This is a genomic window from Aestuariivita boseongensis (assembly GCF_001262635.1).
GTDB classification, from domain to species: Bacteria; Pseudomonadota; Alphaproteobacteria; order Rhodobacterales; family Rhodobacteraceae; genus Aestuariivita; species Aestuariivita boseongensis.
Genome location: NZ_JXYH01000028.1, coordinates 24,407 through 44,134 on the forward strand (window position 1 = coordinate 24,407; position 19,728 = coordinate 44,134).

Here is a 19,728-nt window from a genome sequence, read left to right on the forward strand (position 1 = left end):
CCGTGATGGGGCGAGACCTGGCGTTGAGGGGGCAGATTTTTCAGGGAAAAATCTGCGCCAAAGTCTTCGCTGAAGACTTTGCCCGCGCTTATGCGCCGGCGTTGCAGGTGCCCAGTGCGCCGCCCGCGAATTGCGGGTGATCGGGGGCGTATGTGACCTGCTCGACCGGGGTAACTTCGACGATTTCCAGAAGGTCGAATTCGGACGAGGGGTTCTCTTTCCCCTTCACGACCAGCACGTCCTTGAAGCACTGGTGGTCTTCAGCACGATAGAGCGTCGGGCCGTTGCCCATGCCGTCGAATTCGAAGCCTTCCAGCGCCTCGACAACCGCACAGGGGTTGAACGAGCCTGCACGTTCCACCGCATCGGCATAAAGCAGCGCCTGCACATAGCAGGTGTGCGCAGCCTGGGACGGCGGGAAGCCGTACTTGGTGCCGAAGGACTGCACGAAGGCCTTGGAGCCTTCGTCCTGCAGCGACCAGTGCCAGTTGGTGGAGCCGAAGATGCCTTTCACGTTCGCGCCCGCACCTTTCGCCATCAGGCGCGAGTAGAGCGGCACAACAATTTCGAAGTTCTTGCCGTTGACCATACGGTCACGCAGGCCGAACTGCACCGCGTTGGTCAGCGAGTTCACCATGTTGCCGCCATAGTGGTTCAGAACCAGAACGTCGGCATCCGATTGCAGAACCGGCGCGATATAGGACGAGAAGTCGGTCTGCGTGAGCGGTGTCAGAACGGTGCCCACGGTTTCCCAGCCCATCGCCTCGGTCGAGCTGCGCACAGCCTCTTCCGTGGTATAGCCCCAGTTATAGTCTGCGGTCAGGTGATAGGCCTTCCGGTCGGTGCCGTAAGCATTGGCCAGCACCGGTGCCAGCGCTGCGCCCGACATGTAGGAATTGAAGAAGTGGCGGAAGCCATTGGCCCGCTTGTCTTTCCCGGTGGTGTCGTTCGAATGCGTCAGACCCGCCATGAAGATCACGCCGGCTTCCTGGCAAAGCGCCTGCACAGCCACAGCCACGCCCGAGGACGAACCGCCGGTGATCATGATCGCGCCGTCTTTTTCGATCATCGACTTAGCCGATGCGCGCGCGGCGTCCGATTTGGTTTGCGTGTCGCCGGTGACGTATTCGACCTTCTTGCCCATGATGCCGTTACCCTGCAGCGCTTTCGAGCTGAAGGTGTTCAGCATGCCGCCATCGCCGCCGCCGTTCAGGTGTTCGACCGCCAGCTCATAGGCGCGCAGTTCGTCGGCACCTTCGTCCGCATAGGGGCCTGTCTGGGGCACGTTGAAGCCCAGCGTGACCGAGCTTCCCGTCGGTTCGTTGGTAAAGGCCGAGGCGGACGAGGCCGTAAAGATCGTTGGAACGGCCAGACCAGCGCCTGCGACGGCACCGGTGCGAAGTACGCCACGACGAGTGACATTAGATTTGGACATGAAATCCTCCCATTTCGTGAATTGAACGCGTGCGGCTCCTCAACCGGGGCGTTCAGGCACATTCGTGCAAATGGATTATCGCAGCGGATTGGAAAATTGCACAATAAGCCCCTTGTCTTGCACGATTATTTTGTAAACAGTTGAAAAGCTGAAGGGGGGTGGGTGTAAATTTCGTTTCACCGCACCGCAGAAAGCTACTGAAACTATTCGGAAAAGGCCGCTGTAGACGATGGTACGCGATACTCTGACCGGAAGCCGCATTCGCGAACGCCGCACCATCACCGGACTGCGCCAGGCTGATCTGGCCCGGCAGGTCGGAATTTCGGCCTCCTACCTCAATCTCATTGAACATAACCGCCGCAGAATCGGGGGAAAACTGCTGGTCGACATCGCCACCGAACTGGGGGTGGAGCCGTCGCTTCTCACCGATGGGGCCGAGGCCGCGCTGATCGCCTCCCTGCGTGAAGCGGCCGCCGATCTCAGCACCGCCGGGGCCGAGCTGGACCGCGTCGATGAATTCGCGGGCCGCTTTCCCGGCTGGGCCGCGCTGCTGACCGCCTCACACCGCCGGGTGGCCTCGCTTGAACGCACGGTGGGCGAGCTGTCGGACAGGCTCAACCATGATCCGCATCTGGCGGCCTCCCTGCACGAGGTGCTTTCGACCGCCACCGCGATCCGCTCCACCGCGTCGATCCTGGCCGAAAATGACGAGATCGAACCGGAATGGCGCGCGCGGTTTCACCGCAACCTGAACGAAGACAGCCTGCGGCTGGCCGACAGCTCCAAGGCGCTGGTGGATTACCTGGACGACAGCGAAGAGGTCCCCGACCGCCGCGCCGCCCCGCAGGAAGAGGTCGAGGCCTTCTTTGCAGAAACCGGCCACCATTTCCCCGCGTTGGAAGAGGGCAGCCTGACCCCCGATCAACTGGCCCGCGACCGCGCGGCGCTGACCACCGACGCCGCCCGCGCCATCGCGGGGGAAGCGCTGCGCCAATATGCCAGCGATGCCGCCGCGCTGCCGCTGCCCGACATGCGCGCGGCGCTGGGCGATCTGGGGCTGGACCCGGCGGCGCTTGCTGCGCATTTCGATGTGCCGCTGCAGATGATGCTGCGCCGGGTCGCGGCGATGCCCGACGATCTGCTGGAGACCGAAGTGGGGCTTGTGGTCTGCGACGCCTCGGGCAGTATCCTCTTCCGCAAGCAGGTCACGGGCTTTGCCTTGCCGCGTTTCGGGGCGTCCTGCCCGCTCTGGCCGGTCTTTACCGCGCTCACCCGTCCGCAGGTGCCCCTGCGGCGCACCGTGGCGCAGATCGGGCGCAGCACCGCCTGTTTTGAATGTTTCGCCGTGGCCCATCCGCGTGCGCGCCCCGGTTTCGACGAAGACCCCCTGTATCTGTCGACCATGCTGATCGTGCCGGTGGCCCAGCCCACCGACCGCGACGTGCCCGAAGTCGGCAGCACCTGTCGCGTGTGTCCGCGCACGCAGTGTCCCGCAAGGCGCGAACCGTCTGTCCTGCGTGAAGAGTTTTGACAGCGCCCACAAAACGGGCATAAATCGTCAGACGCGTGCAGGAAACTGCAGGCCAGCCCGCCGAAGGGGAAGCGGCATCAAGGGCTGACAAAGGGGGAGCGCCATATCCATGAGCCGCAACGTTTTGCTGATCGAAGATGAACCGAACATCATCGAAGCCATCCGTTTTCTTCTGTCCCGCGACGGGTGGAGCGTGCATACCCATGCCAATGGTTCCGACGCGGTGGCCGAGGTCGCGCGCGTGGCCCCCGACCTGCTGGTGCTGGACATGATGCTGCCGGGCCGGTCCGGCATGGATATCCTGCGCGATCTGCGCGCCGATGCCGCCACTGCCGATCTGCCGGTTCTGATGCTGACCGCGCGCGGCCAGACCCGCGACCGCGACATGGCCGAAAAGGCCGGGGTCAGCCGGTTCATGACAAAACCCTTTTCCAACGCCGAAGTGCTCAGTGCCGTGCGCGAACTGATCGGCGAGAAAGACGCCAGATGAGCGCCCGGCGCCCATCGGTCTTTCTGGAACGCGAAACCTATCGCCGCCGTCGCATCATGGATGCCGCCCGCCTGCTGCCCATCCTGGGCCTGGCGCTTTTTGCCATTCCGCTGCTGTGGCCCACGCCGGATACCGCCGGACCCGAGACCGATCCGGTGCCGATGTCGACGGCTGTTCTTTATATCTTCGGCGTCTGGGCCTTTCTGATTGGTCTGGCCTTTCTCTTTGGTCTGAAGTCGCGCGGCTGGGGACCGATGGGCTCGGAAGGGCTGGGCGACGAGGACGCGCGGTAAGATGGCCTCGCTCAACCTGCTTGTCTCGGTCTGTCTCGGCTATGTGGCGCTTCTGTTTCTGGTGGCGGCGCTGGCGGAACGGGCGGCGGCCATGGGCCGGGCGCAATGGCTGCGCTCCCCTCTTGTCTATACGCTGTCGCTGTCGGTCTATTGCACCGGCTGGACCTTTTACGGCGCGGTGGGATACGCCGCGCGGTCGGGTCTGGAATTCGTGACGATCTATATCGGCCCCACGCTGGTGATGATCGGCTGGTGGTGGGGCCTGCGCAAACTGGTGCGCATCGGGCGCAGTCAGCGCGTGACCTCTATCGCCGACCTGCTGTCCTCGCGCTATGGCAAGTCGAACGGGCTGGCGATCGGGGTGACGATCCTCTGCGTGATCTCGGTCACGCCCTATATCGCGCTGCAGCTGCAATCCATTGCCCTGTCGCTGTCGGTCTTCACCGAAGAAGACGCCACACGCACCATGGAAACCGGCGCTTTCTGGGCCGCCATCGGGCTGGGCATTTTTGCAATCCTGTTCGGCACGCGCAATCTGGATGCCAATGAACGCCACCACGGCGTGGTGATCGCCGTCGCGCTGGAGGCGGTGGTCAAGCTGTTTGCGCTGATCGCGGTGGGCGTGTTTGTCGTCTGGGGCCTTGCCGGCGGCATGGGCGAGACGCTGGCACGGATCGATGTCTCGGAAATCGGGCAGTGGGAGGTGCATGGAGGCCGCTGGACCGCGATCACCCTGCTGGCCGCCGCGGCCGTGATCTGCCTGCCGCGCATGTTCCAGGTGATGGTGGTCGAAAACGAAGATGAACGCCACCTGCGCGTCGCGGCCTGGGCCTTCCCGCTGTATCTGCTGTTGATGAGCCTTTTCGTCATCCCCATCGCGGTGGTGGGGCTGGATCTGATGCCACAGGGATCGAACCCGGATCTGTTCGTGCTGTCCCTGCCGCTCAGCCAGGGGAACGAGGGGCTGGCGATGCTGGCTTTCATCGGCGGGTTTTCCTCGGCCACGTCCATGGTGATCGTGGCGGCCATGGCGCTGTCGATCATGATTTCGAACCATGTGGTCATGCCGATCTACCTCTCCACGCGGTCGGGGCAGGGGGCGTCGATCTCGGGCGATGTGCGCCATGTGGTGCTCTTGTCGCGCCGCATCGCCATCGCGGCGATCCTGGTTTTGGGCTATCTCTATTACCGGCTGTCAGGCGGCGGCGCGGCGCTGGCCGCGATTGGCCTGATCGCCTTTGCGGGCATCGCGCAGATCCTCCCCGCGCTGGTGGGCGGGCTGTTCTGGCGCGGGGCCACACGGGCCGGCGCGCTGGCGGGCCTGTCGCTGGGCTTTGCGATCTGGGTTTATACGCTGCTGCTGCCGGGGTTCGGCGCGAACGGGCTGCTGCCCGCCTCGGTGATGGAACAGGGGCCTTGGGGCATCGACTGGTTGCGGCCATACGCGCTGTTCGGGATCACCGGGATGGACACGATCGTGCATTCCGTATTGTGGAGCCTCTCGCTGAACACCGCCGTCTTCTTTGCCGTGTCGATGATGACCTTTCCCGGCCCCGTGGAGCGGCTGCAGGGGGCGCAATTCGTCAACGTGTTCGACCATTCCTTCGGGCCGCGCGGCTGGAGCGGGTCCGTCGCCCAATCCGAAGACCTGATGATCATGTCCCAGCGGATCCTTGGCCCGGCTGAGGCGCAGGATCTGTTCCAGCGCGAGGCCGAACGGCAGGGCGCGCGCGGGCATCTGCCCGAACCCACGCCCGCGTTCCTCGAGACGCTGGAACGCGAACTCAGCGGGTCGGTGGGCACCGCTACGGCCCATGCGATGGTGGGCCAGATCGTCGGCGGCTCGGCCGTGTCTGTCGAAGACCTGCTGGCGGTCGCGGACGAATCCGCGCAGATGCTGGAATATTCCAGCCGCCTTGAAGAGAAATCCGCCGAACTGACCCGCACCGCCGCACAGCTGCGCGAGGCCAATGAAAAGCTGACGCAGCTGTCGGTGCAGAAAGACGCCTTCCTCAGCCAGGTCAGCCATGAATTGCGCACGCCCATGACCTCGATCCGCGCCTTTTCCGAGATCATGCGCGACGAAGACGGGCTGAGCGCCGAGGAAAAGGCCCGTTACGCGGGCGTTATCCATGACGAGGCGCTGCGCCTGACGCGGCTGCTGGACGATCTGCTGGATCTCAGCGTGCTGGAAAGCGGGCAGGTCAGCCTGGACATGCGCTCGGGCCAGCTGACCGACGTGCTGGATCAGGCCGTCGCGGCCGCCCTTGCGGGCACAACCGAAGGTATGGCCGTGCATCGCCGCGGCGTGGACGAGGCGGTGGCGCTTTACACCGATCTGGACCGTCTGGCGCAGGTCTTCATCAACCTGATCGCCAATGCCAGCAAATATTGCGACGCGGCGCGGCCCGAACTGACCATCCGCGTGCGCAATCTGGGCGATCGTCTGGCGGTGGATTTTCTGGACAACGGCAGCGGCGTACCCGTCCATGCCCGCGCTTTGGTATTCGAGAAATTCGCCCGCGTCAGCGGCGACAAGGCGGGCGGCGCGGGGCTGGGTCTTGCGATCTGCCGCGAGATCCTCGAACGGCTGGGCGGGGATATCCATTATCTGAACGACCACAGCGGCGGTGCGTTCCGCGTGATCCTGCCCAAAGCCCATGCCATGGCGGCGCAGTAACCAAATTCTGCGATTGTATAGCCATTCTTAACCACTGTTGCGCTAGGGAAGGGGCCGCGGGCGTTCTTGCGCCCGTCCGTGATCAGGAACCAAGTCAGGACCGCCTTCGTGACTGCAACGCTCAAGCGCAAGCTGGCCGGGGAGCATCGGGAAAGCTCGGCCCGGCAGATGACCGCCTTGCGGGCGCTGCGTCTGTCCGTGGCGCGTGCGGGCGAAGATCTGTTCGAACTGGCGCTGGGCATGGTGGGCGGCAAACAGGCGCGGCTTTTGCCTGACGATCTGGACGGTGTTCTGTCGGATGACGACATGCTGATGGTGCTGGATTGCCCCGGCGGGATGACTGGGGCGGCCTCGGTCTCTCTGCCGCTGGTGGGGGCGCTGATCCAGCAGCAGACCATGGGCCGCGTGCTGGACCGCCCCGCCGATCCGCGCCCTTATACCGATACCGATACCGATGCCGCACTTGCCGCACCGCTGCTGGAGGGCGTGCTGTCGCGCGCCTGCGATCTGGCGGAGGATGAAGGCGATCAGGCCTGCTTCCGGTCGATCCGCTTTGGCGCGCGCATCGACGATGCGCGCACGGTGCTTCTGGCGCTCAGGGCCAGACGGTACCGCATTTTCACCCTGACCGTGGATATCGCGCTGGGCACCCATCAGGCACAGGTGGTGCTGGTTCTGCCCGACCACGGGGACGCGCGCAATCAGGACAGCCCCGACAGCGCCAGCGCGGCGGAACGCGCAGCCCAAAGCCCGCTTCTGGAGGTTGAGACCGAACTGCGCGCCGTGCTGGCCCGTTTCCGCCTGCCGGTGAGCGAGCTGAACGCGCTCAAGGTCGGCGACACGCTGCCCCTGCCGCGCGAACGGCTGGATGACACGGCGCTTGTCACCCTGACCGACCGCGTCGTGGCGCGCGGTCAGCTGGGCCAGATGAACGGCCACCGCGCGGTGCGGCTGATGGCGCAACTGCCGGTGCCAAGGCTGGCCTCATCCGACCGGTTCGATCCGCAACTGACCGCGCTGGCCCCGGCGTCCGAGAGTGCCGAGGCGTTTGCCGCCCCGGATATGCCCGATATGCCGGACTTGTCCCCCGATCTGTCGATGGACGACCTCAGCACCCTCTCGCCGGAGGAGGCGGCGGATCAGATCACGGCGCTGGCGGGGCTGACGCCCGATGATCTGGCCGCGTTCGACGGGGGTGCGGAAGGGACGGACGACAACATCCAGCTGCCCGCCACCTTCCCGGCGGCGGATCTGGATCTGGACCTTGGCGATATCGATCTGAACGATCTGTAAGCGCCGGCCTCAGCCGTTCTGTGAAATCGCCTCAAGCGTGGGGCGCAGATTGTCCAGCGCATAGCCCGCGCGCCGCGCCGTCTCCAGCACGTCATCGACCGGCATCTCGCGCGCGGCATCCAGCGCCCAGATCACCGAACAGCGCGTGCCCGACGCGCAATAGGCCAGAACCGGCCCGTCAGACCCGTCGACCAGGTCGCGCTGAGTGGCGACGGTTTCCGGCGTCATGCTTTGATGGGTGATCGGCAGCACCTTGAAGCTCAGCCCCGCCGCCTCGGCCGCCGCGCCGATGGAGGCGGCCTGATGGCTGGGCGGCACCTCTTCATCGGGGCGGTTGCAGATCACCGTGGTGAAACCGGCGGCGGCGATCCCGGCCAGATCCTCGGCGCTGATCTGGGGCGAGACGGAATAGCGGGGGGTGAGCTGTCGAATATCCATGGCTCTGGATTACGCCGCGTGGGCCGGGCTGTCCAGATACCGCCCCATGCGCGGCGCGGCCCCCATGCCCAGAAGCATCGCCGCCAGGAACACAAGCCCCCCCGCGCCGCCATAGCTGAGCGAGGCAATCGCCGGTCCGGGGCACAGCCCCGCCAGGCCCCAGCCCGCGCCAAAGGCGACCGACCCCATCACCAGCTTGCGGTCGATCTGCGTGCCGGGCGCCTCGGGGAACTGACCGCCCGCCAAAGGCGCACGGTTCGCGGTCAGCCGCCAGGCCACCATCATCGGCAGGATCGCACCGCCCATCACGAAGGCCAGCGTCGGATCCCAGGCCCCGAACACGTCCAGCCAGCCCTGCACCTTGGTGGTGTCGGTCATCCCCGACACGAACAGGCCCGCGCCAAAAAGGCTGCCGGCAATCAGCGCAATCAGATACCGCATCAGATCACCCCCGCCACGTGGCGCATCAGCAGCAGGGACAGACCGCCCGCCGCCAGATAGATCAGCGTCGCCACGATCCCGCGCAGCGAAAACCGCGAGATGCCGCAGACCCCATGACCCGAGGTGCAGCCATTGGCCACCCGCGTGCCGATGCCCACCAGCAGCCCCGCGGCGATGATCACCGCCCAGTTGCCCGTCAGATGCGTTGTCGCCTGAGCGCCCGTCATCACGTAAAGCAGCGCCGGCATGCCCACCAATCCGGCCAGGAACACCAGCCGTTCCTTGCCCGTGTTGCGGCCCGATCCGTCGATCAACCCGCCGATGATCCCGCTTGCGCCCATGACGCGCCCATTGCCCAGCAGATACACCGCCGCACCCAGCCCGATCAGCACGCCGCCGATCAGGCCCATGATCCAATCCTGTTCCATATGTCCCCTTGAGGTTGTCTTAGAGTTTATTGACCGGCAATTTCAGCATCACATCGCCGTTTTCATCCGCAGGCGGCATGTGGCCCGCGCGCATGTTCACTTGCAGCGACGGCAGGATCAGCCGGGGCATGCCCAGCGTCGCGTCGCGGGCGTCGCGCATTTCGACGAATTCCTCGATGCTGCGACCCTGGCCGATATGCACGTTCAGCGCCTTCTGTTCGCCCACGGTGGTCTCCCAGGCGTATTCATCGCGGCCCGGAGCCTTGTAATCATGGCCCACGAAAACCCGCGTCTCATCCGGCAGGGCCAGAATGCGCTGGATCGACTGGTAAAGGTCCGACGATGACCCGCCCGGAAAATCGCAGCGCGCCGTGCCGAAATCGGGCATGAACAGCGTATCGCCCACAAAGGCCGCGTCGCCGATCACATAGGTCAGGCATGCGGGCGTGTGGCCGGGCGTGTGCATCACCGCCCCGCGCATCTGGCCCACATGGAACACATCGCCATCGGCGAAAAGCGCATCGAATTGCGACCCGTCGCGTTGAAATTCCGTGCCTTCGTTGAAGATCTTGCCGAAGGTGTCCTGCACCACGGTGATCTGTTTGCCGATGCCGATCTTGCCGCCCAGGGCCTCTTGCAGATAGGGCGCGGCGCTCAGGTGATCTGCGTGGACATGGGTTTCCAGGATCCATTCCACCCGCAGGTCGTTTTCCTTCACATAGGCGATGATCGCATCGGCCGAGGCCGTGTCGGTCCGCCCCGAGGCGTGGTCGAAATCCAGAACCGAATCCACGACCGCCGCCGCGCGCCCATTGGGGTCGCGCACCACATAGGACACGGTGTTGGTTGCTGTGTCGAAGAATGCTTTGACCTCTGGTGACATGGTGCCCTCCCTTTTTTCGCAACATATAGCCATTTGCGAATATGTATCAATCCCGTCCAGACACCGCGTATTGACGCACATCAAGGCGCGCGGCGCGGCCCTGTGGCAGTTTCCGCCCCCTAAGCAATACGCCGATCTTGCCGCTTTATTAAGCAGATTTCTGCCCATTTGGGCGGCTCGCGCCAAAATCGGCCAAAGATGTCTTATCTCCGTTACCGGAAACAGGCATCTTCACCGGGTAGCCAAGGGAGAGAGGAACATGTCAGTAATCGAATGGACCCGACACGCGGAATCGCTCGAAGCCGAGATTGCGCGCGCCAATGCATCGACACGGCTGTCGCTTCAGCCGCGCCTGCAAAAATTCCTGACCCATCTGGAAGCGGATGGCGTGCGGGTGCCCAGCCGTCTGAAGAAGCTGAATTCCGAGCTGATCGAAGAAGCGATCGAGGCGCGCTTTGACAATATGCCGGTCTGATCGCCTGGGGCGGGTTAGCCCAGGAAGATCCCCAGCATCACCATCATCAGACCGATGACCGACAGAAAGAGCGCTCCCAGGTTGATCGGGAGCGCTTTTTGAATTTCAGCGCGCAGGGCCTCGTCATCGGTGATGGTGCGGCGCGCGCGGGCCACGCGGATGATTGACCAGATCAGACCGATCAGGCCCAGGACCGATACGGCCACGCCGGCCCATACGATCAGTTCAAACACCATGTCGCGCTCCTTCGTCGATGCGGGCTTCGCCTAGCCGATTGGCGGGGCCGCGTCCAGAGCGCGACGCGTCCCGGCCCCGCGCCGGGACCCCGCCGCTTCGCACAAGGCCTCACGGTTTGAAATTTAATCCCATGGTAAAGCGATAGCTGGCCTCGCCCAGCCCGTCGGGGGCTTTTGGGAAACGGCCCGCACGGCGCACGGCGCTCAGGGCCGCATCGTCAAAGGCCGCCACGCCCGAGGACCGGATCAGCGTCAGCCCCTGCAGCCGCCCGTTGCGATCCACCGTCAGCGCCACGCGCGCGGTCCCCGACCCGGATGCGCCGCGCGGATAAAACAGGCTGCGATGCACCTTTCGCTGGATCCGTGCACCCCATTGCGCCTGAAGCGTGGCGCTTTGCGCGCTTTGTGTAGCGGCGGCCTGCTGTGTGCCAGAGGCGGCTCCGGCGCTGGGCTTTTTCTGCGGGGCGCCTTGCGCGCGTGCCTTGGGTTGCGGTGTGGCCGGTTGCGTGTCGGCGCGGGGCAGGGCGGCGGTGTCCGGGGCCTGCAGACGTGGCGCGGGCGCAGGCCGGGGCCGCGCCTGCGGGCGCGCGTCGGGTGCGGGCGGCTGGCTGGCTTCGGGCGCGGCGGGTTGGGCTAGCGCGGTCACCGGCGGTGTGCGCGGTGCGGTGGGTGGGGTCTCTTCCGCCTGCGGGGCGCTGCCATGGTCCGGCAGGGCGGGGCGGCCCGGCAGGGCCATTTTCGGGGCAGGAGCCACCGGGGCGGGCAGAGCGACAGGCGTGGCGGTCTCGGGCGCGGTCGTGGCGTTCAGATCCGTCGCCACCTGAGGCGGGCTCTGCCAGGCGCGCACCATCTGCGTCATGCCTGCGCTGGCGGGGGTAATCGTTATCTCTTCCCGCCCGTTATCGCCCGACGGCGTTGCCCCGTCGGGCGCGGGCGCAGCGGCCCAGAGGCCCATGTGAAGGCCCGTCGCAAGGCTGAGGAAGATCGCCCCTTCAACCAGCCGCATCACGCGCCCCCTTCGGTGACAAGCGCGATCCGGGTAATCCCCAGCCCGGTCAGCCGGGTCAGGATCGCAGCCAGTTCAGCCGCCGAAAACCCGGCATCGGCGCGGATCATAAGGGGTGTATCAGGCGGCAAGGCGGCAAGCCCCGGCCAGACCGCATCGTCCTCGGCGCCATCGAAGAAAAGCTGCCCGTCGGCCGAGATATGCAGCGCCTGCGGCCCTTCGGCCAGTGCCTCGCTGTCCGAGGCCGGAGGCGTGACGTCAAAGGGCAGCGGAGCCGTGATCTGCGCCGTCATCAGGAAAAAGATCAGCAGCAGGAAGACTACGTTGATCATCGGCACGATGTTTTCGGCGGGCCGGCGCGCGGGGCGGGTGGGGGCGAAATTCATCTCTCACCCTCCACCAGAACAAGGGTGCTCAGGCCTGCCGCGCGCAGGGTGTCGAACAGCGCCGTCAGCGCGGCCAGATCGGCCCCGCCCATGGGTTGAATGACGATGGGCGCGGCCCTGTCCGGCATCAACGGCTCAAGGGCGGCGGCAAGATCCTCCAGCACCACCAACGCGCCATTCAGCGCCAGCCCCGTGTCCGACAGGGTGACCAGACGCGGCGCGCCCTCCCACGCCTCAGCCCCGGTGCCTGCAACCAGCGGCAGGGCCATGTCCTGCCCAAAGCGCGAGGCCAGCATGAAGAACACCAAAAGCAGAAAGACCACGTCGATCATGGGCGTCAGGCTGGGCTTGCGCCGGGGGCGGGGGGCGGCGAAGGCAAACATCACTTGCCCCCGCGCAGGAAGATCCGGGTGGCGGCGTCTTCCATGTCGCCTTGCAGCCGTTCGACAATGGAATCGAACCAGCTGAGCGCCATGGCCGCGGGGATCGCCACCGCCATGCCTGCTGCCGTGGTCAGAAGCGCCTCCCAGATGCCGCCCGCCAGTACCGTGGGATCGGCGCGGTTGCCCGAGGATTGCAGCGCCTGAAACGCTTCGATCATGCCCAGAACGGTCCCCAGAAGGCCAACCAATGGCGCGATGGTCGCGATCAGCTCCAGCGCCCTCAGCCCCCGCCGCGCCTCGGCCAGATCGGCACGCGCGACGCGGGTGGTTTCCTCGCGCGCGGCGGCCTCGTCCAGTTTGGGGTCCAGCCGCGCGGTCATCGCCGAATGCGCCAGCCGCGCCCGGAGCGACGCGCGCCCGGCGACCGTGGCAAGGGCCTGATCCGTCTCTCCGCGCGCCCAGTGGGCAATCGCGGCTTCCGTGGCCCGCCCGGCCCAGGCGCCCATCAGCGAAAAGTGCCAGATCTTCCACAGGATCAGCGCCAGCGTCAGCACCGACAGCGCTGCGATCAGCCACAAAGCCGGGCCGCCGCGATCCAGAAAAGCGATCATATCGGGGGGGATCATGCGCGCGCTCCTTCGCCCCAAAGGGCACTCACGATGGCCTCCAGCCCGTCGGTCAGGGCGGCAGGCCCGGGTTGGAGGATCAGGGGGGACTTTATTTCAACGATCCGGTTCTGCGCAACGGCAGGGATGTCGCCCCACCCGGGCCGCGCGGCGATCTTTTCGGGGCGAACCTTCTTGCCGCACCACGACGCCAGGATCACATCCGGTCTGGCGTCGATGATTTGGGCGGGATCCAGAATGCGGTTCTTCGCCCCTTGTTCGCGGCGCAGATGGGCGAACACGTCTTCACCACCTGCCAATTCGATCAGTTCCGACACCCAGGCGATTCCGGAAATGGGCGGGTCGTCCCATTCCTCGAAATAGACACGCGGACGGGTGGGGCGCGGGGTGGTGCGCAAGACATGCGCGCGGGCCTCGAACCGGCGGATGATCGCCTCGGCACGGCCTTTGGTGCCGGTCAACGCGCCCAGCGTTCGGATCATATCGAGGATCTCCGCAATGGAGCGTTGGTTGAACGCATGAACGGCGATGCCTGCGCGGATCAGCTCAGCCGCGATATCGGCCTGCAGGTCCGAGAAGGTCAGCACCAGATCCGGCTTCAGATCGAGGATCTTGGGCACATCAGCCGAGGTAAACGCCCCCACGCGCGGTTTCTCCTTACGCACACGAGCGGGGCGCACGGCGTATCCGGTGACACCGACAATCCGATGCTCCTGACCCAGCAGGTACAGCGTTTCGACGGTTTCTTCCGTCAGACACACGATGCGTTCGGGGGGGAAGGCCATCAGAATTCTCCCTCCCGCCGGACGCGGTCCATCCAGACCTGTGCCCCTGCGTGAACGGCGTCATAGGCCGCGCGGCCCACGGCTTCGCCCACGGGCGTATGCATGCCTGCGAAAGGCGCTTCTCCTCGCAAGGCGGCAATCGCGATGCAGTCGGTGCCGGTGCCTGTTGTGCGCCCTGTGGGCAGGTCATGGGCCATTTCGATGACTGCTGCGGTCCGCGCTTGGGCCACGATCGACACCAGTTCCACCAGCGCGGCATCGGCCAGAGGCGCATCCACCTGCACGGCCACATTGATCGTGCCCCAGTCCTTGGCGGACCGATCCAGCCGCGTGCCGATATGTTCTGCGTTCGACAGGCCCACCGTGGCGACGCAGCGGGCGGTGATGCCTTCAGCCGTCGCGTCTGCCACCTCGAACGCATCCAGATCGCGGGAGGTCAGCAGGGTGACGGCCCCCTCATCGCCGCGCTTGCCAAGCTCTGCCGTCAACCACCGATGCACGTCGAAATCTTCCGGCAGATCGGCATTGCGCACCTCGCGCCAGAGGATCGTGTCGGCCTCCACGAACCCCGGGCGGGTCAGGGACCAGCTGAGCACGCGGTGGGGGCGGCCCAGATCGAAACGCAGCCAGGGGCGGTCCAGCGTCACGCTCATCTCGTCACCTCCATCGGTTGGAAGACGGGGCCGTGATCCGTGTCGGCCCAGAAGCCGGTGATGTTGAAGACCTGCGCGATATTCTCGGGCGTCAGCACGTCGCGCGGCGGGCCATCGGCGATCAGACGCCCGGCATGCATCATCAAGAGCCGCGAGCAATGCCGCGCCGCCAGCCCCAGATCATGCAGCGAGATCACAACCCCATGCCCATCCCTCGCCAGATCGCGGAAGACCTGCATCGTGGCAATCTGGCTGGCCGGGTCCAGCCCCGCGATGGGCTCATCGGCCAGCAAAAGGGGCGTATCCTGCGCCAAAGCCCGCGCGATCAGAACCCGCGCCTGTTCGCCGCCAGACAGCTGCGTGGCGGTGCGGCGGCGGAAGCTTTCCAGCCCCATGCGGGCGATGGCGGCGTCGATGGCGGTTTGATCCGTGGGCGTCAGTTTCGCGCCACGCGGCAGGTGGGGGATGCGGCCAAGGGCGATCAGGGTATCGACCTCCACCGGCCAGGCGATCTCGCGTGATTGGGGCATCCAGGCGGCGTGGCGGGCGCGGTCGGCGGCACTCATGTCGGTGAGGGACGATTGACCCTCATGCGGCAACAACCCCAACGCGCCGCGCAAAAGGGTCGTCTTGCCCGCGCCGTTTGGGCCGATCAGGCCCACGCATTCTCCCGCCGCGATGGAAACGGTGACGTCATCGACCACCGGGCAATCGCCGCGCCTGACGGTGAGGTTTTGCAGCGACAGGAGGGTCATGCCATCTCCTTCCGCGTTTTGAAGATCAGATGCAGGAACAAGGGCGCACCCACCAGCGCCATCAGCACGCCGAGCTTCAGATCACGCTGCGGCAGGATCTCCCGCACGGCGATATCGGCGGCCAGCACCATGGCGGCCCCGCCAAGGGCCGAGGCCCAGAGGAGCGCGGACGGGCGCGCGCCCACGAAGCGGCGGAGCAGGTGCGGTACGACGAGGCCAACGAAGCCGATGGCACCCGCCACAGCGGTCGCGGCCCCCACGGCAGAGGCAGTGCCGATCACGACCATCAGCCGCAGACGCGTCAGGTTGATGCCCATGGCGTGCGCCGCATCCTCGCCCAAGGTCAGCGCATCCAGGCCGCGTCCTGACAGGATCAACAAAACCCAGCCCACGGCCATGAAGGGCAGCGCCAGCCAGACATGCACAAAGGACCGGTCCGCCAGCGACCCCATCATCCAGAAGACGATGTCGGCGGCGGCAAAGGGGTTGGGCGAGAGGTTCAATACCAGCGATGTGAGTGCTGCCGCCAGTGCGGAAATTGCGATGCCCGCAAGGATCAACGTGATTGATGCCCCGCGCGGGCCGGCCAGCATCAGGATCAGCAGCACGGCCAGCACCGCACCCGTCAAAGCGGCCAGCGGCAGGGCCAGCGGGCACACAAGCGTCAGCCCGGTCTGGATAGCGAGCACCGCGCCCAAGGCAGCCGATCCCGACACGCCGATCAGCCCCGGTTCGGCCAGCGGGTTGCGCAAAAAACCCTGCATCGCTGCCCCCGCCATGCCGAGGGACGCGCCGATCATCACCGCGAGGATCGCGCGGGGCAGGCGGATCTCCTGCATGACAACCGACAGGGGCAGGCCGTCGCGGGCAAAGAGCGCGGCAAGGCTTTCGGAGACCCCGGCCGTGATCTGGCCCGACGTCAGCGAGGCCACGAACAGCACCGCACACAGCGCCAGAAGGGTCAGGAAAAGCCTCATTGCCCGGGCTCCATCGACAGGCGCAGGGCGCGCATGTCCTCGACGGCATTCAACACCTGTGGCGTGCCGCAGATCCAGTCGCGGTCGGTCAGTTCGCCCGCCATCAGCGTGCCGGGCAGGGCGGTCAGTGCGGGATGGGTCAGGTTGTCTTCGGCCCGCGCCTGACCGGGGTAATCGCGGCCCTGGATGATCACGTCGGGGGCCAGCATGACCAGCTGTTCCAGCGCCAGAACGCCGCCCCAGCCCATGCCCAGCCCGGACGAGATATTGTCGAACCCCGCCACGGTCAGGATGTCATGGGCCAGCGATTTGTCCCCGGCGGTATAGGAATTGACGTAATAGAGCGCGGCGCGTGGGCGTGGCTCTAGCGTGACGGTCAGCGCCTCAAGCCTGGCGTTGAAATCGGCAACAAGCGCCTCGGCCTCGGCTTGCCGGCCCAGGGCGTCACCCATCTGGCGCAAGCGCGCGGGCACATCGTCCAAAGACCGCGCCGGGGCGAAAAGCTCGACCCGGATGCCCAGGTCGCGCAGAAGCTGGACGGTGGCGGCATCGGTGAAGGTGCCCGCTACCACCAGATCGGGGTTCAGAAGATAGACCTCCTCTGCTCCAGATCCGTTGGTGGGCAGGGGCAATGCAGCCTCGACCATGGCCGAGCTGTCGGGGTCATGGGCAAGACGGCTGACCGAGACCAGCTGCCCCTCATCGGCCAGCATCAGGGCCAGTTGATCGGTGCAGAGGTTCACCGACACCACACGTTCCGGCTGAGCCAGGGCAGGCATCCCAAGGGCGGCGCAGAAAAGCGCCGCCGCAAGGGGGCGTATGAGCCTAGAATGTCGCACGGACCCCAACGTAGAACGCGCGGTCGGACGTGCCGTATCCGGCAATCTGTTGGTATTGCTCGTCAAAGACGTTCTTGATCGCCAGGTAAGCCTGAGCCTGATCGGTCACGTCATAGGTGAAGCTCAGATCGACCACGGTGAAGTCGCCCAGCACCTGCGCGGGGCTGGTATCGGGCGCGCGGTCGGCCTGATGGGTCACCGACAGCTGCGTGGCAAATCGGTCGGTCCAGTTCACGTCCACGCCCAAAAACAGCTCATGTTCGGCCACGCGGGGCAGAAGCGCGCCCGAAGCGGTGGCCGCGTCGATATAGGTATAGGCCAGACGCATCGCGACCATGTCGGAGAAGGTGTGTTCATATTCCAGCTCGACCCCCTCGAAAGTGGTGGTGCCGGGCACATTGGCGAGGCTGGAAAAGGTGCCCGCATCGCAGGAGAAGAACACGAAATCGACCGTCACGGGGCAGGGCGCGAACTGGATCAGGTTGTCGATCTCGTTGCGGAACACCGTTGCCGAGAACACGGCATCTGGTGCAAACCGGTAATCAAACCCGATCTCGATGCTTTCGCTGGTCTCGGGCGCAAGCGCGGGGTTGCCGAAGAAGGGATAAAGAGGGTCGGGGAAGGCCGAGAACAGCTCGGATGCGACCGGCGCGCGAAAACCCGTGGCCAGTACACCGCGCAGGGTCAGTTCCTGTGTGGGCCGATAGCTGACGGCAAGGCGGCCCGTGGTCTCGTTCCCGAACTGGGAGTTGTCGTCAAAGCGGACAGAGGCGTTGATGTCGAGCTGATTGTTCGGCGTGTAAAGCGCCTCGGCAAACAGGCCGGTATTTGTGGTCTCGGCGCTGCCGCCGGGCAGCGATGTGCTTTTCGCGGTCAGCTTTTCCCAATCGGCCCCGAATGTCAGGCGCAACTGGTCATTGATCTGACCGCTGGATTGCCAGTCAAAGCGCTGGCGTTCGCCCTCGAACGTGCTGGTGAATGCCGAAAAGCTGCCCGGTGCGACTGTGGCCGACACAAGGGTGCGGTCCACGTTGAAATAGGACAGCGCGAAATCATGCTGCCATAGGCCGGTATCGATTTCGGCAAAAAGACGCAGACCGATTTCCTCGCGGGTGCCGGTCTCGTCACCCGGTGTGCCGTCGACAGGGCCCGCGCCGGTGCCTTCGTCGAATTCGGTGTCGGCGGTCACGTAGAACCCGTTGAACCCCAGCCGCAGCGTGTCGCTGGCCTGATAGGCCGCGCCGAAACTGACGCGGGTTTCGCGGAATCCGTCATCTTCGGTATTGCCCCGGTTTTCATCGCCTGCGGAAAACCCGTCGGCTTCGGCATAGGAGAGGGCAAAAGCTGTGCTCCATGCCCCGGCATTGTGGGCATATGCGTAAGAGGCCGCGATGGTGCCGAAGCTGCCGAACATCACGTTGGCGCGCTGGGTGATGCCTTGCGGGCCATCCAGATCGGGCAGGGTGAAGACGTTCACAACCCCCGCCACGGCCGAGCCGCCGTAAAGCGCCGATTGCGACCCTTTGAGCACCTCGGCCCCGGCCAGCGCGCCGATGCCGAAAGTGCCGAAATTGCCGTACTGCCCGGAGGTGGAAGCCGGGTCATTCACCTTGATCCCGTCGACATATACCGCCGTATAACGTTCCTGCGCGCCGCGGATGCGCAATTCGGCCGAGGTGCCGGCGGGGCCGTTCTGCAAAACACTCAGCCCGGTTTCACGGCGCAGCGCGTCGGTCAGTTGCAGATCGCCAGGCACGGACAATTCGTCTTCGGCGGTGAGGATCCGGACCGAGGTGCCGGTGCGGCCTTCCTCAAGCGGCTCGGCGGTGGCGGTGACGGAAATCTCGCCCAGATCAAGCGTGAGTTGCTGCGCGCGCGCCGCCGGGGCCGCGAGGATAAGAGCAAGTGCAGAGGCCGAAGCCAGGTAACGTGTCATGATGGGCTGTCCCTTCCCGATATCTTTTGTCTTGAGTTTGGAAAGGACAGTGCGCCTTGCCCAAACGGTGCGTTTTGCGTCACCATTCCGGGCCTTTGGCTCGTCCATCCCGGCGCGCCCCGCGCCGGATGAAGGTGATCGCCCTGGCAGGTCTCCTGACTTGCGGGTCATCGCTTGACCGGACCTTCCCGAACATCCCCCTTGGACATCCAGTGGCATATGCCGATCGCACTCTCCGCTTACAGTTGCGGGGGCAGTCATGGACTTGGCCTGTTGTGCAGGCCGCACCATGTTCCCTTTAACGGCGAGTCGCCTCGCCGAACCAAAGCCTGTTCTGCCTATAGGGCGTTTGGATTTCGATCAAGGCGCGTAAACGACGCAAGCGGCCAATTCTGCGTCTTGCGGGGCTGCGCGGGCTTGGGTACGAACGGGGCCTGACCCCGTTTACCGCCCTGTAAGGAGCCCCATGATGTCCGACACCTCGACCGATGCCAGCTATCGCGTGACCGCAGACGAGCTGCGCCAGTTCATTGAACGGTTCGAGCGGCTGGAGCAGGAGAAAAAGGACATCGCCGACCAGCAGAAAGAGGTCATGGCCGAGGCCAAGGCGCGTGGATATGACACCAAGGTCATGCGCAAGGTGGTCGCGCTGCGCAAGCGCGAGCCCGATGACATCGCCGAGGAAGAGGCGGTGCTGGAGATGTACAAAGAAGCGCTGGGCATGCGTTGAACGCGCGTTTTGGGGGCTCTGCCCCCGCG

At 65.4% G+C, this 19,728-nt stretch carries 23 protein-coding genes and 1 riboswitch; of the genes, 7 read left to right on the forward strand and 16 right to left on the reverse strand.

The features are described from left to right. Positions 1-88: 88 nt before the first annotated feature. Positions 89-1,435 carry a substrate-binding protein gene (locus TR61_RS11995; protein WP_050930318.1) on the reverse strand — a complete coding sequence of 449 codons (1,347 nt, stop codon included), beginning with the start codon at positions 1,433-1,435 and terminating at the stop codon, positions 89-91. 229 nt (positions 1,436-1,664) lie between these two features. Between TR61_RS11995 and TR61_RS12000 the strand changes: the two genes are divergently transcribed. From TR61_RS12000 to TR61_RS12020, 5 genes are all read left to right on the forward strand, one after another. Beyond that, entirely contained in the window at positions 1,665-2,966 is a 1,302-nt protein-coding gene (locus TR61_RS12000) for a helix-turn-helix transcriptional regulator (RefSeq protein WP_050930319.1), read from the forward strand. A 109-nt stretch (positions 2,967-3,075) separates the two neighbouring features. Beyond that, positions 3,076-3,456: a response regulator transcription factor gene (locus TR61_RS12005; protein ID WP_050930320.1), complete on the forward strand. Its 381-nt coding sequence runs from the start codon at positions 3,076-3,078 to the stop codon at positions 3,454-3,456. Continuing rightward, positions 3,453-3,749 carry a hypothetical protein gene (locus tag TR61_RS12010; RefSeq protein WP_050930321.1) on the forward strand — a complete coding sequence of 99 codons (297 nt, stop codon included), beginning with the start codon at positions 3,453-3,455 and terminating at the stop codon, positions 3,747-3,749. Before TR61_RS12005 ends, TR61_RS12010 begins: the two co-directional genes overlap by 4 nt. Position 3,750: 1 nt before the next feature. After that, a complete protein-coding gene (locus TR61_RS12015) occupies positions 3,751-6,429 on the forward strand; it encodes a sensor histidine kinase (protein WP_050930322.1) in 2,679 nt (892 codons plus the stop codon). A gap of 108 nt (positions 6,430-6,537) precedes the next feature. After that, complete coding sequence (locus TR61_RS12020; RefSeq protein WP_050930323.1) at positions 6,538-7,722, forward strand: FliM/FliN family flagellar motor C-terminal domain-containing protein; 1,185 nt, start codon at positions 6,538-6,540, stop codon at positions 7,720-7,722. A 9-nt stretch (positions 7,723-7,731) separates the two neighbouring features. Here the strand turns inward: TR61_RS12020 and TR61_RS12025 are convergent, their stop codons facing one another. From TR61_RS12025 to TR61_RS12040, 4 genes are read right to left on the reverse strand one after another with little or no spacing between them, the layout of a single operon-like run. Beyond that, positions 7,732-8,160 (reverse strand): protein tyrosine phosphatase family protein, encoded by a 429-nt coding sequence (locus TR61_RS12025; protein ID WP_050930324.1) that lies wholly within the window; start codon positions 8,158-8,160, stop codon positions 7,732-7,734. Between the two features lie 9 nt (positions 8,161-8,169). Continuing rightward, entirely contained in the window at positions 8,170-8,601 is a 432-nt protein-coding gene (locus TR61_RS12030) for a DUF6691 family protein (protein ID WP_050930325.1), read from the reverse strand. Continuing rightward, positions 8,601-9,029 carry a YeeE/YedE family protein gene (locus TR61_RS12035; RefSeq protein ID WP_050930326.1) on the reverse strand — a complete coding sequence of 143 codons (429 nt, stop codon included), beginning with the start codon at positions 9,027-9,029 and terminating at the stop codon, positions 8,601-8,603. Before TR61_RS12035 ends, TR61_RS12030 begins: the two co-directional genes overlap by 1 nt. 19 nt (positions 9,030-9,048) lie before the next feature. Beyond that, positions 9,049-9,912, reverse strand: a complete 864-nt coding sequence (locus tag TR61_RS12040; RefSeq protein ID WP_050930327.1) for an MBL fold metallo-hydrolase — start codon at positions 9,910-9,912, stop codon at positions 9,049-9,051. A gap of 259 nt (positions 9,913-10,171) precedes the next feature. Between TR61_RS12040 and TR61_RS12045 the strand changes: the two genes are divergently transcribed. Then, positions 10,172-10,387, forward strand: a complete 216-nt coding sequence (locus TR61_RS12045; RefSeq protein WP_050930328.1) for a hypothetical protein — start codon at positions 10,172-10,174, stop codon at positions 10,385-10,387. Positions 10,388-10,401: 14 nt separating this feature from the next. Here the strand turns inward: TR61_RS12045 and TR61_RS12050 are convergent, their stop codons facing one another. From TR61_RS12050 to TR61_RS12100, 11 genes are all read right to left on the reverse strand, one after another. Further along, positions 10,402-10,620 carry a hypothetical protein gene (locus TR61_RS12050; protein ID WP_050930337.1) on the reverse strand — a complete coding sequence of 73 codons (219 nt, stop codon included), beginning with the start codon at positions 10,618-10,620 and terminating at the stop codon, positions 10,402-10,404. A gap of 112 nt (positions 10,621-10,732) precedes the next feature. Beyond that, a complete protein-coding gene (locus TR61_RS12055; RefSeq protein ID WP_050930329.1) occupies positions 10,733-11,629 on the reverse strand; it encodes an energy transducer TonB in 897 nt (298 codons plus the stop codon). Further along, positions 11,629-12,015 (reverse strand): ExbD/TolR family protein, encoded by a 387-nt coding sequence (locus TR61_RS12060; RefSeq protein ID WP_050930330.1) that lies wholly within the window; start codon positions 12,013-12,015, stop codon positions 11,629-11,631. Before TR61_RS12060 ends, TR61_RS12055 begins: the two co-directional genes overlap by 1 nt. Then, positions 12,012-12,398 (reverse strand): ExbD/TolR family protein, encoded by a 387-nt coding sequence (locus tag TR61_RS12065; protein WP_050930338.1) that lies wholly within the window; start codon positions 12,396-12,398, stop codon positions 12,012-12,014. The genes TR61_RS12060 and TR61_RS12065 overlap by 4 nt, the downstream gene beginning before the upstream one ends. Continuing rightward, positions 12,398-13,024 (reverse strand): MotA/TolQ/ExbB proton channel family protein, encoded by a 627-nt coding sequence (locus TR61_RS12070; RefSeq protein WP_050930331.1) that lies wholly within the window; start codon positions 13,022-13,024, stop codon positions 12,398-12,400. Before TR61_RS12070 ends, TR61_RS12065 begins: the two co-directional genes overlap by 1 nt. After that, positions 13,021-13,809 carry a cobalamin-binding protein gene (locus TR61_RS12075; protein ID WP_050930332.1) on the reverse strand — a complete coding sequence of 263 codons (789 nt, stop codon included), beginning with the start codon at positions 13,807-13,809 and terminating at the stop codon, positions 13,021-13,023. The genes TR61_RS12070 and TR61_RS12075 overlap by 4 nt, the downstream gene beginning before the upstream one ends. After that, positions 13,809-14,462 carry an adenosylcobinamide amidohydrolase gene (locus TR61_RS12080; protein ID WP_050930333.1) on the reverse strand — a complete coding sequence of 218 codons (654 nt, stop codon included), beginning with the start codon at positions 14,460-14,462 and terminating at the stop codon, positions 13,809-13,811. Before TR61_RS12080 ends, TR61_RS12075 begins: the two co-directional genes overlap by 1 nt. Next, positions 14,459-15,217 (reverse strand): ABC transporter ATP-binding protein, encoded by a 759-nt coding sequence (locus TR61_RS12085; RefSeq protein WP_050930334.1) that lies wholly within the window; start codon positions 15,215-15,217, stop codon positions 14,459-14,461. Before TR61_RS12085 ends, TR61_RS12080 begins: the two co-directional genes overlap by 4 nt. Next, entirely contained in the window at positions 15,214-16,194 is a 981-nt protein-coding gene (locus TR61_RS12090; RefSeq protein WP_050930335.1) for a FecCD family ABC transporter permease, read from the reverse strand. The genes TR61_RS12085 and TR61_RS12090 overlap by 4 nt, the downstream gene beginning before the upstream one ends. Beyond that, a complete protein-coding gene (locus TR61_RS12095; RefSeq protein WP_157440901.1) occupies positions 16,191-16,973 on the reverse strand; it encodes an ABC transporter substrate-binding protein in 783 nt (260 codons plus the stop codon). Before TR61_RS12095 ends, TR61_RS12090 begins: the two co-directional genes overlap by 4 nt. A 46-nt stretch (positions 16,974-17,019) precedes the next feature. Next, positions 17,020-18,969: a TonB-dependent receptor plug domain-containing protein gene (locus tag TR61_RS12100; RefSeq protein ID WP_050930336.1), complete on the reverse strand. Its 1,950-nt coding sequence runs from the start codon at positions 18,967-18,969 to the stop codon at positions 17,020-17,022. Between the two features lie 128 nt (positions 18,970-19,097). Then, a riboswitch (cobalamin riboswitch) is annotated at positions 19,098-19,311 on the reverse strand. A 127-nt stretch (positions 19,312-19,438) separates the two neighbouring features. On the opposite strand from TR61_RS12100, the gene TR61_RS12105 reads away from it, so the two are divergent. Then, the gene (locus TR61_RS12105; RefSeq protein WP_050930340.1) at positions 19,439-19,699 is read left to right on the forward strand and encodes a DUF2312 domain-containing protein; all 261 of its coding nucleotides are present in this window, start codon (positions 19,439-19,441) and stop codon (positions 19,697-19,699) included. Positions 19,700-19,728: the final 29 nt, after the last annotated feature.

Coding starts and splice junctions, on each gene's coding strand:
- TR61_RS11995 (WP_050930318.1), bottom strand. CDS start 1,435: ATGTCCAAATCTAATGTCACTCGTCGTGGCGTACTTCGCACCGGTGCC.
- TR61_RS12000 (WP_050930319.1), top strand. CDS start 1,665: ATGGTACGCGATACTCTGACCGGAAGCCGCATTCGCGAACGCCGCACC.
- TR61_RS12005 (WP_050930320.1), top strand. CDS start 3,076: ATGAGCCGCAACGTTTTGCTGATCGAAGATGAACCGAACATCATCGAA.
- TR61_RS12010 (WP_050930321.1), top strand. CDS start 3,453: ATGAGCGCCCGGCGCCCATCGGTCTTTCTGGAACGCGAAACCTATCGC.
- TR61_RS12015 (WP_050930322.1), top strand. CDS start 3,751: ATGGCCTCGCTCAACCTGCTTGTCTCGGTCTGTCTCGGCTATGTGGCG.
- TR61_RS12025 (WP_050930324.1), bottom strand. CDS start 8,160: ATGGATATTCGACAGCTCACCCCCCGCTATTCCGTCTCGCCCCAGATC.
- TR61_RS12030 (WP_050930325.1), bottom strand. CDS start 8,601: ATGCGGTATCTGATTGCGCTGATTGCCGGCAGCCTTTTTGGCGCGGGC.
- TR61_RS12035 (WP_050930326.1), bottom strand. CDS start 9,029: ATGGAACAGGATTGGATCATGGGCCTGATCGGCGGCGTGCTGATCGGG.
- TR61_RS12040 (WP_050930327.1), bottom strand. CDS start 9,912: ATGTCACCAGAGGTCAAAGCATTCTTCGACACAGCAACCAACACCGTG.
- TR61_RS12045 (WP_050930328.1), top strand. CDS start 10,172: ATGTCAGTAATCGAATGGACCCGACACGCGGAATCGCTCGAAGCCGAG.
- TR61_RS12055 (WP_050930329.1), bottom strand. CDS start 11,629: ATGCGGCTGGTTGAAGGGGCGATCTTCCTCAGCCTTGCGACGGGCCTT.
- TR61_RS12060 (WP_050930330.1), bottom strand. CDS start 12,015: ATGAATTTCGCCCCCACCCGCCCCGCGCGCCGGCCCGCCGAAAACATC.
- TR61_RS12065 (WP_050930338.1), bottom strand. CDS start 12,398: ATGTTTGCCTTCGCCGCCCCCCGCCCCCGGCGCAAGCCCAGCCTGACG.
- TR61_RS12070 (WP_050930331.1), bottom strand. CDS start 13,024: ATGATCCCCCCCGATATGATCGCTTTTCTGGATCGCGGCGGCCCGGCT.
- TR61_RS12075 (WP_050930332.1), bottom strand. CDS start 13,809: ATGGCCTTCCCCCCCGAACGCATCGTGTGTCTGACGGAAGAAACCGTC.
- TR61_RS12080 (WP_050930333.1), bottom strand. CDS start 14,462: ATGAGCGTGACGCTGGACCGCCCCTGGCTGCGTTTCGATCTGGGCCGC.
- TR61_RS12085 (WP_050930334.1), bottom strand. CDS start 15,217: ATGACCCTCCTGTCGCTGCAAAACCTCACCGTCAGGCGCGGCGATTGC.
- TR61_RS12090 (WP_050930335.1), bottom strand. CDS start 16,194: ATGAGGCTTTTCCTGACCCTTCTGGCGCTGTGTGCGGTGCTGTTCGTG.
- TR61_RS12095 (WP_157440901.1), bottom strand. CDS start 16,973: ATGCCTGCCCTGGCTCAGCCGGAACGTGTGGTGTCGGTGAACCTCTGC.
- TR61_RS12100 (WP_050930336.1), bottom strand. CDS start 18,969: ATGACACGTTACCTGGCTTCGGCCTCTGCACTTGCTCTTATCCTCGCG.
- TR61_RS12105 (WP_050930340.1), top strand. CDS start 19,439: ATGTCCGACACCTCGACCGATGCCAGCTATCGCGTGACCGCAGACGAG.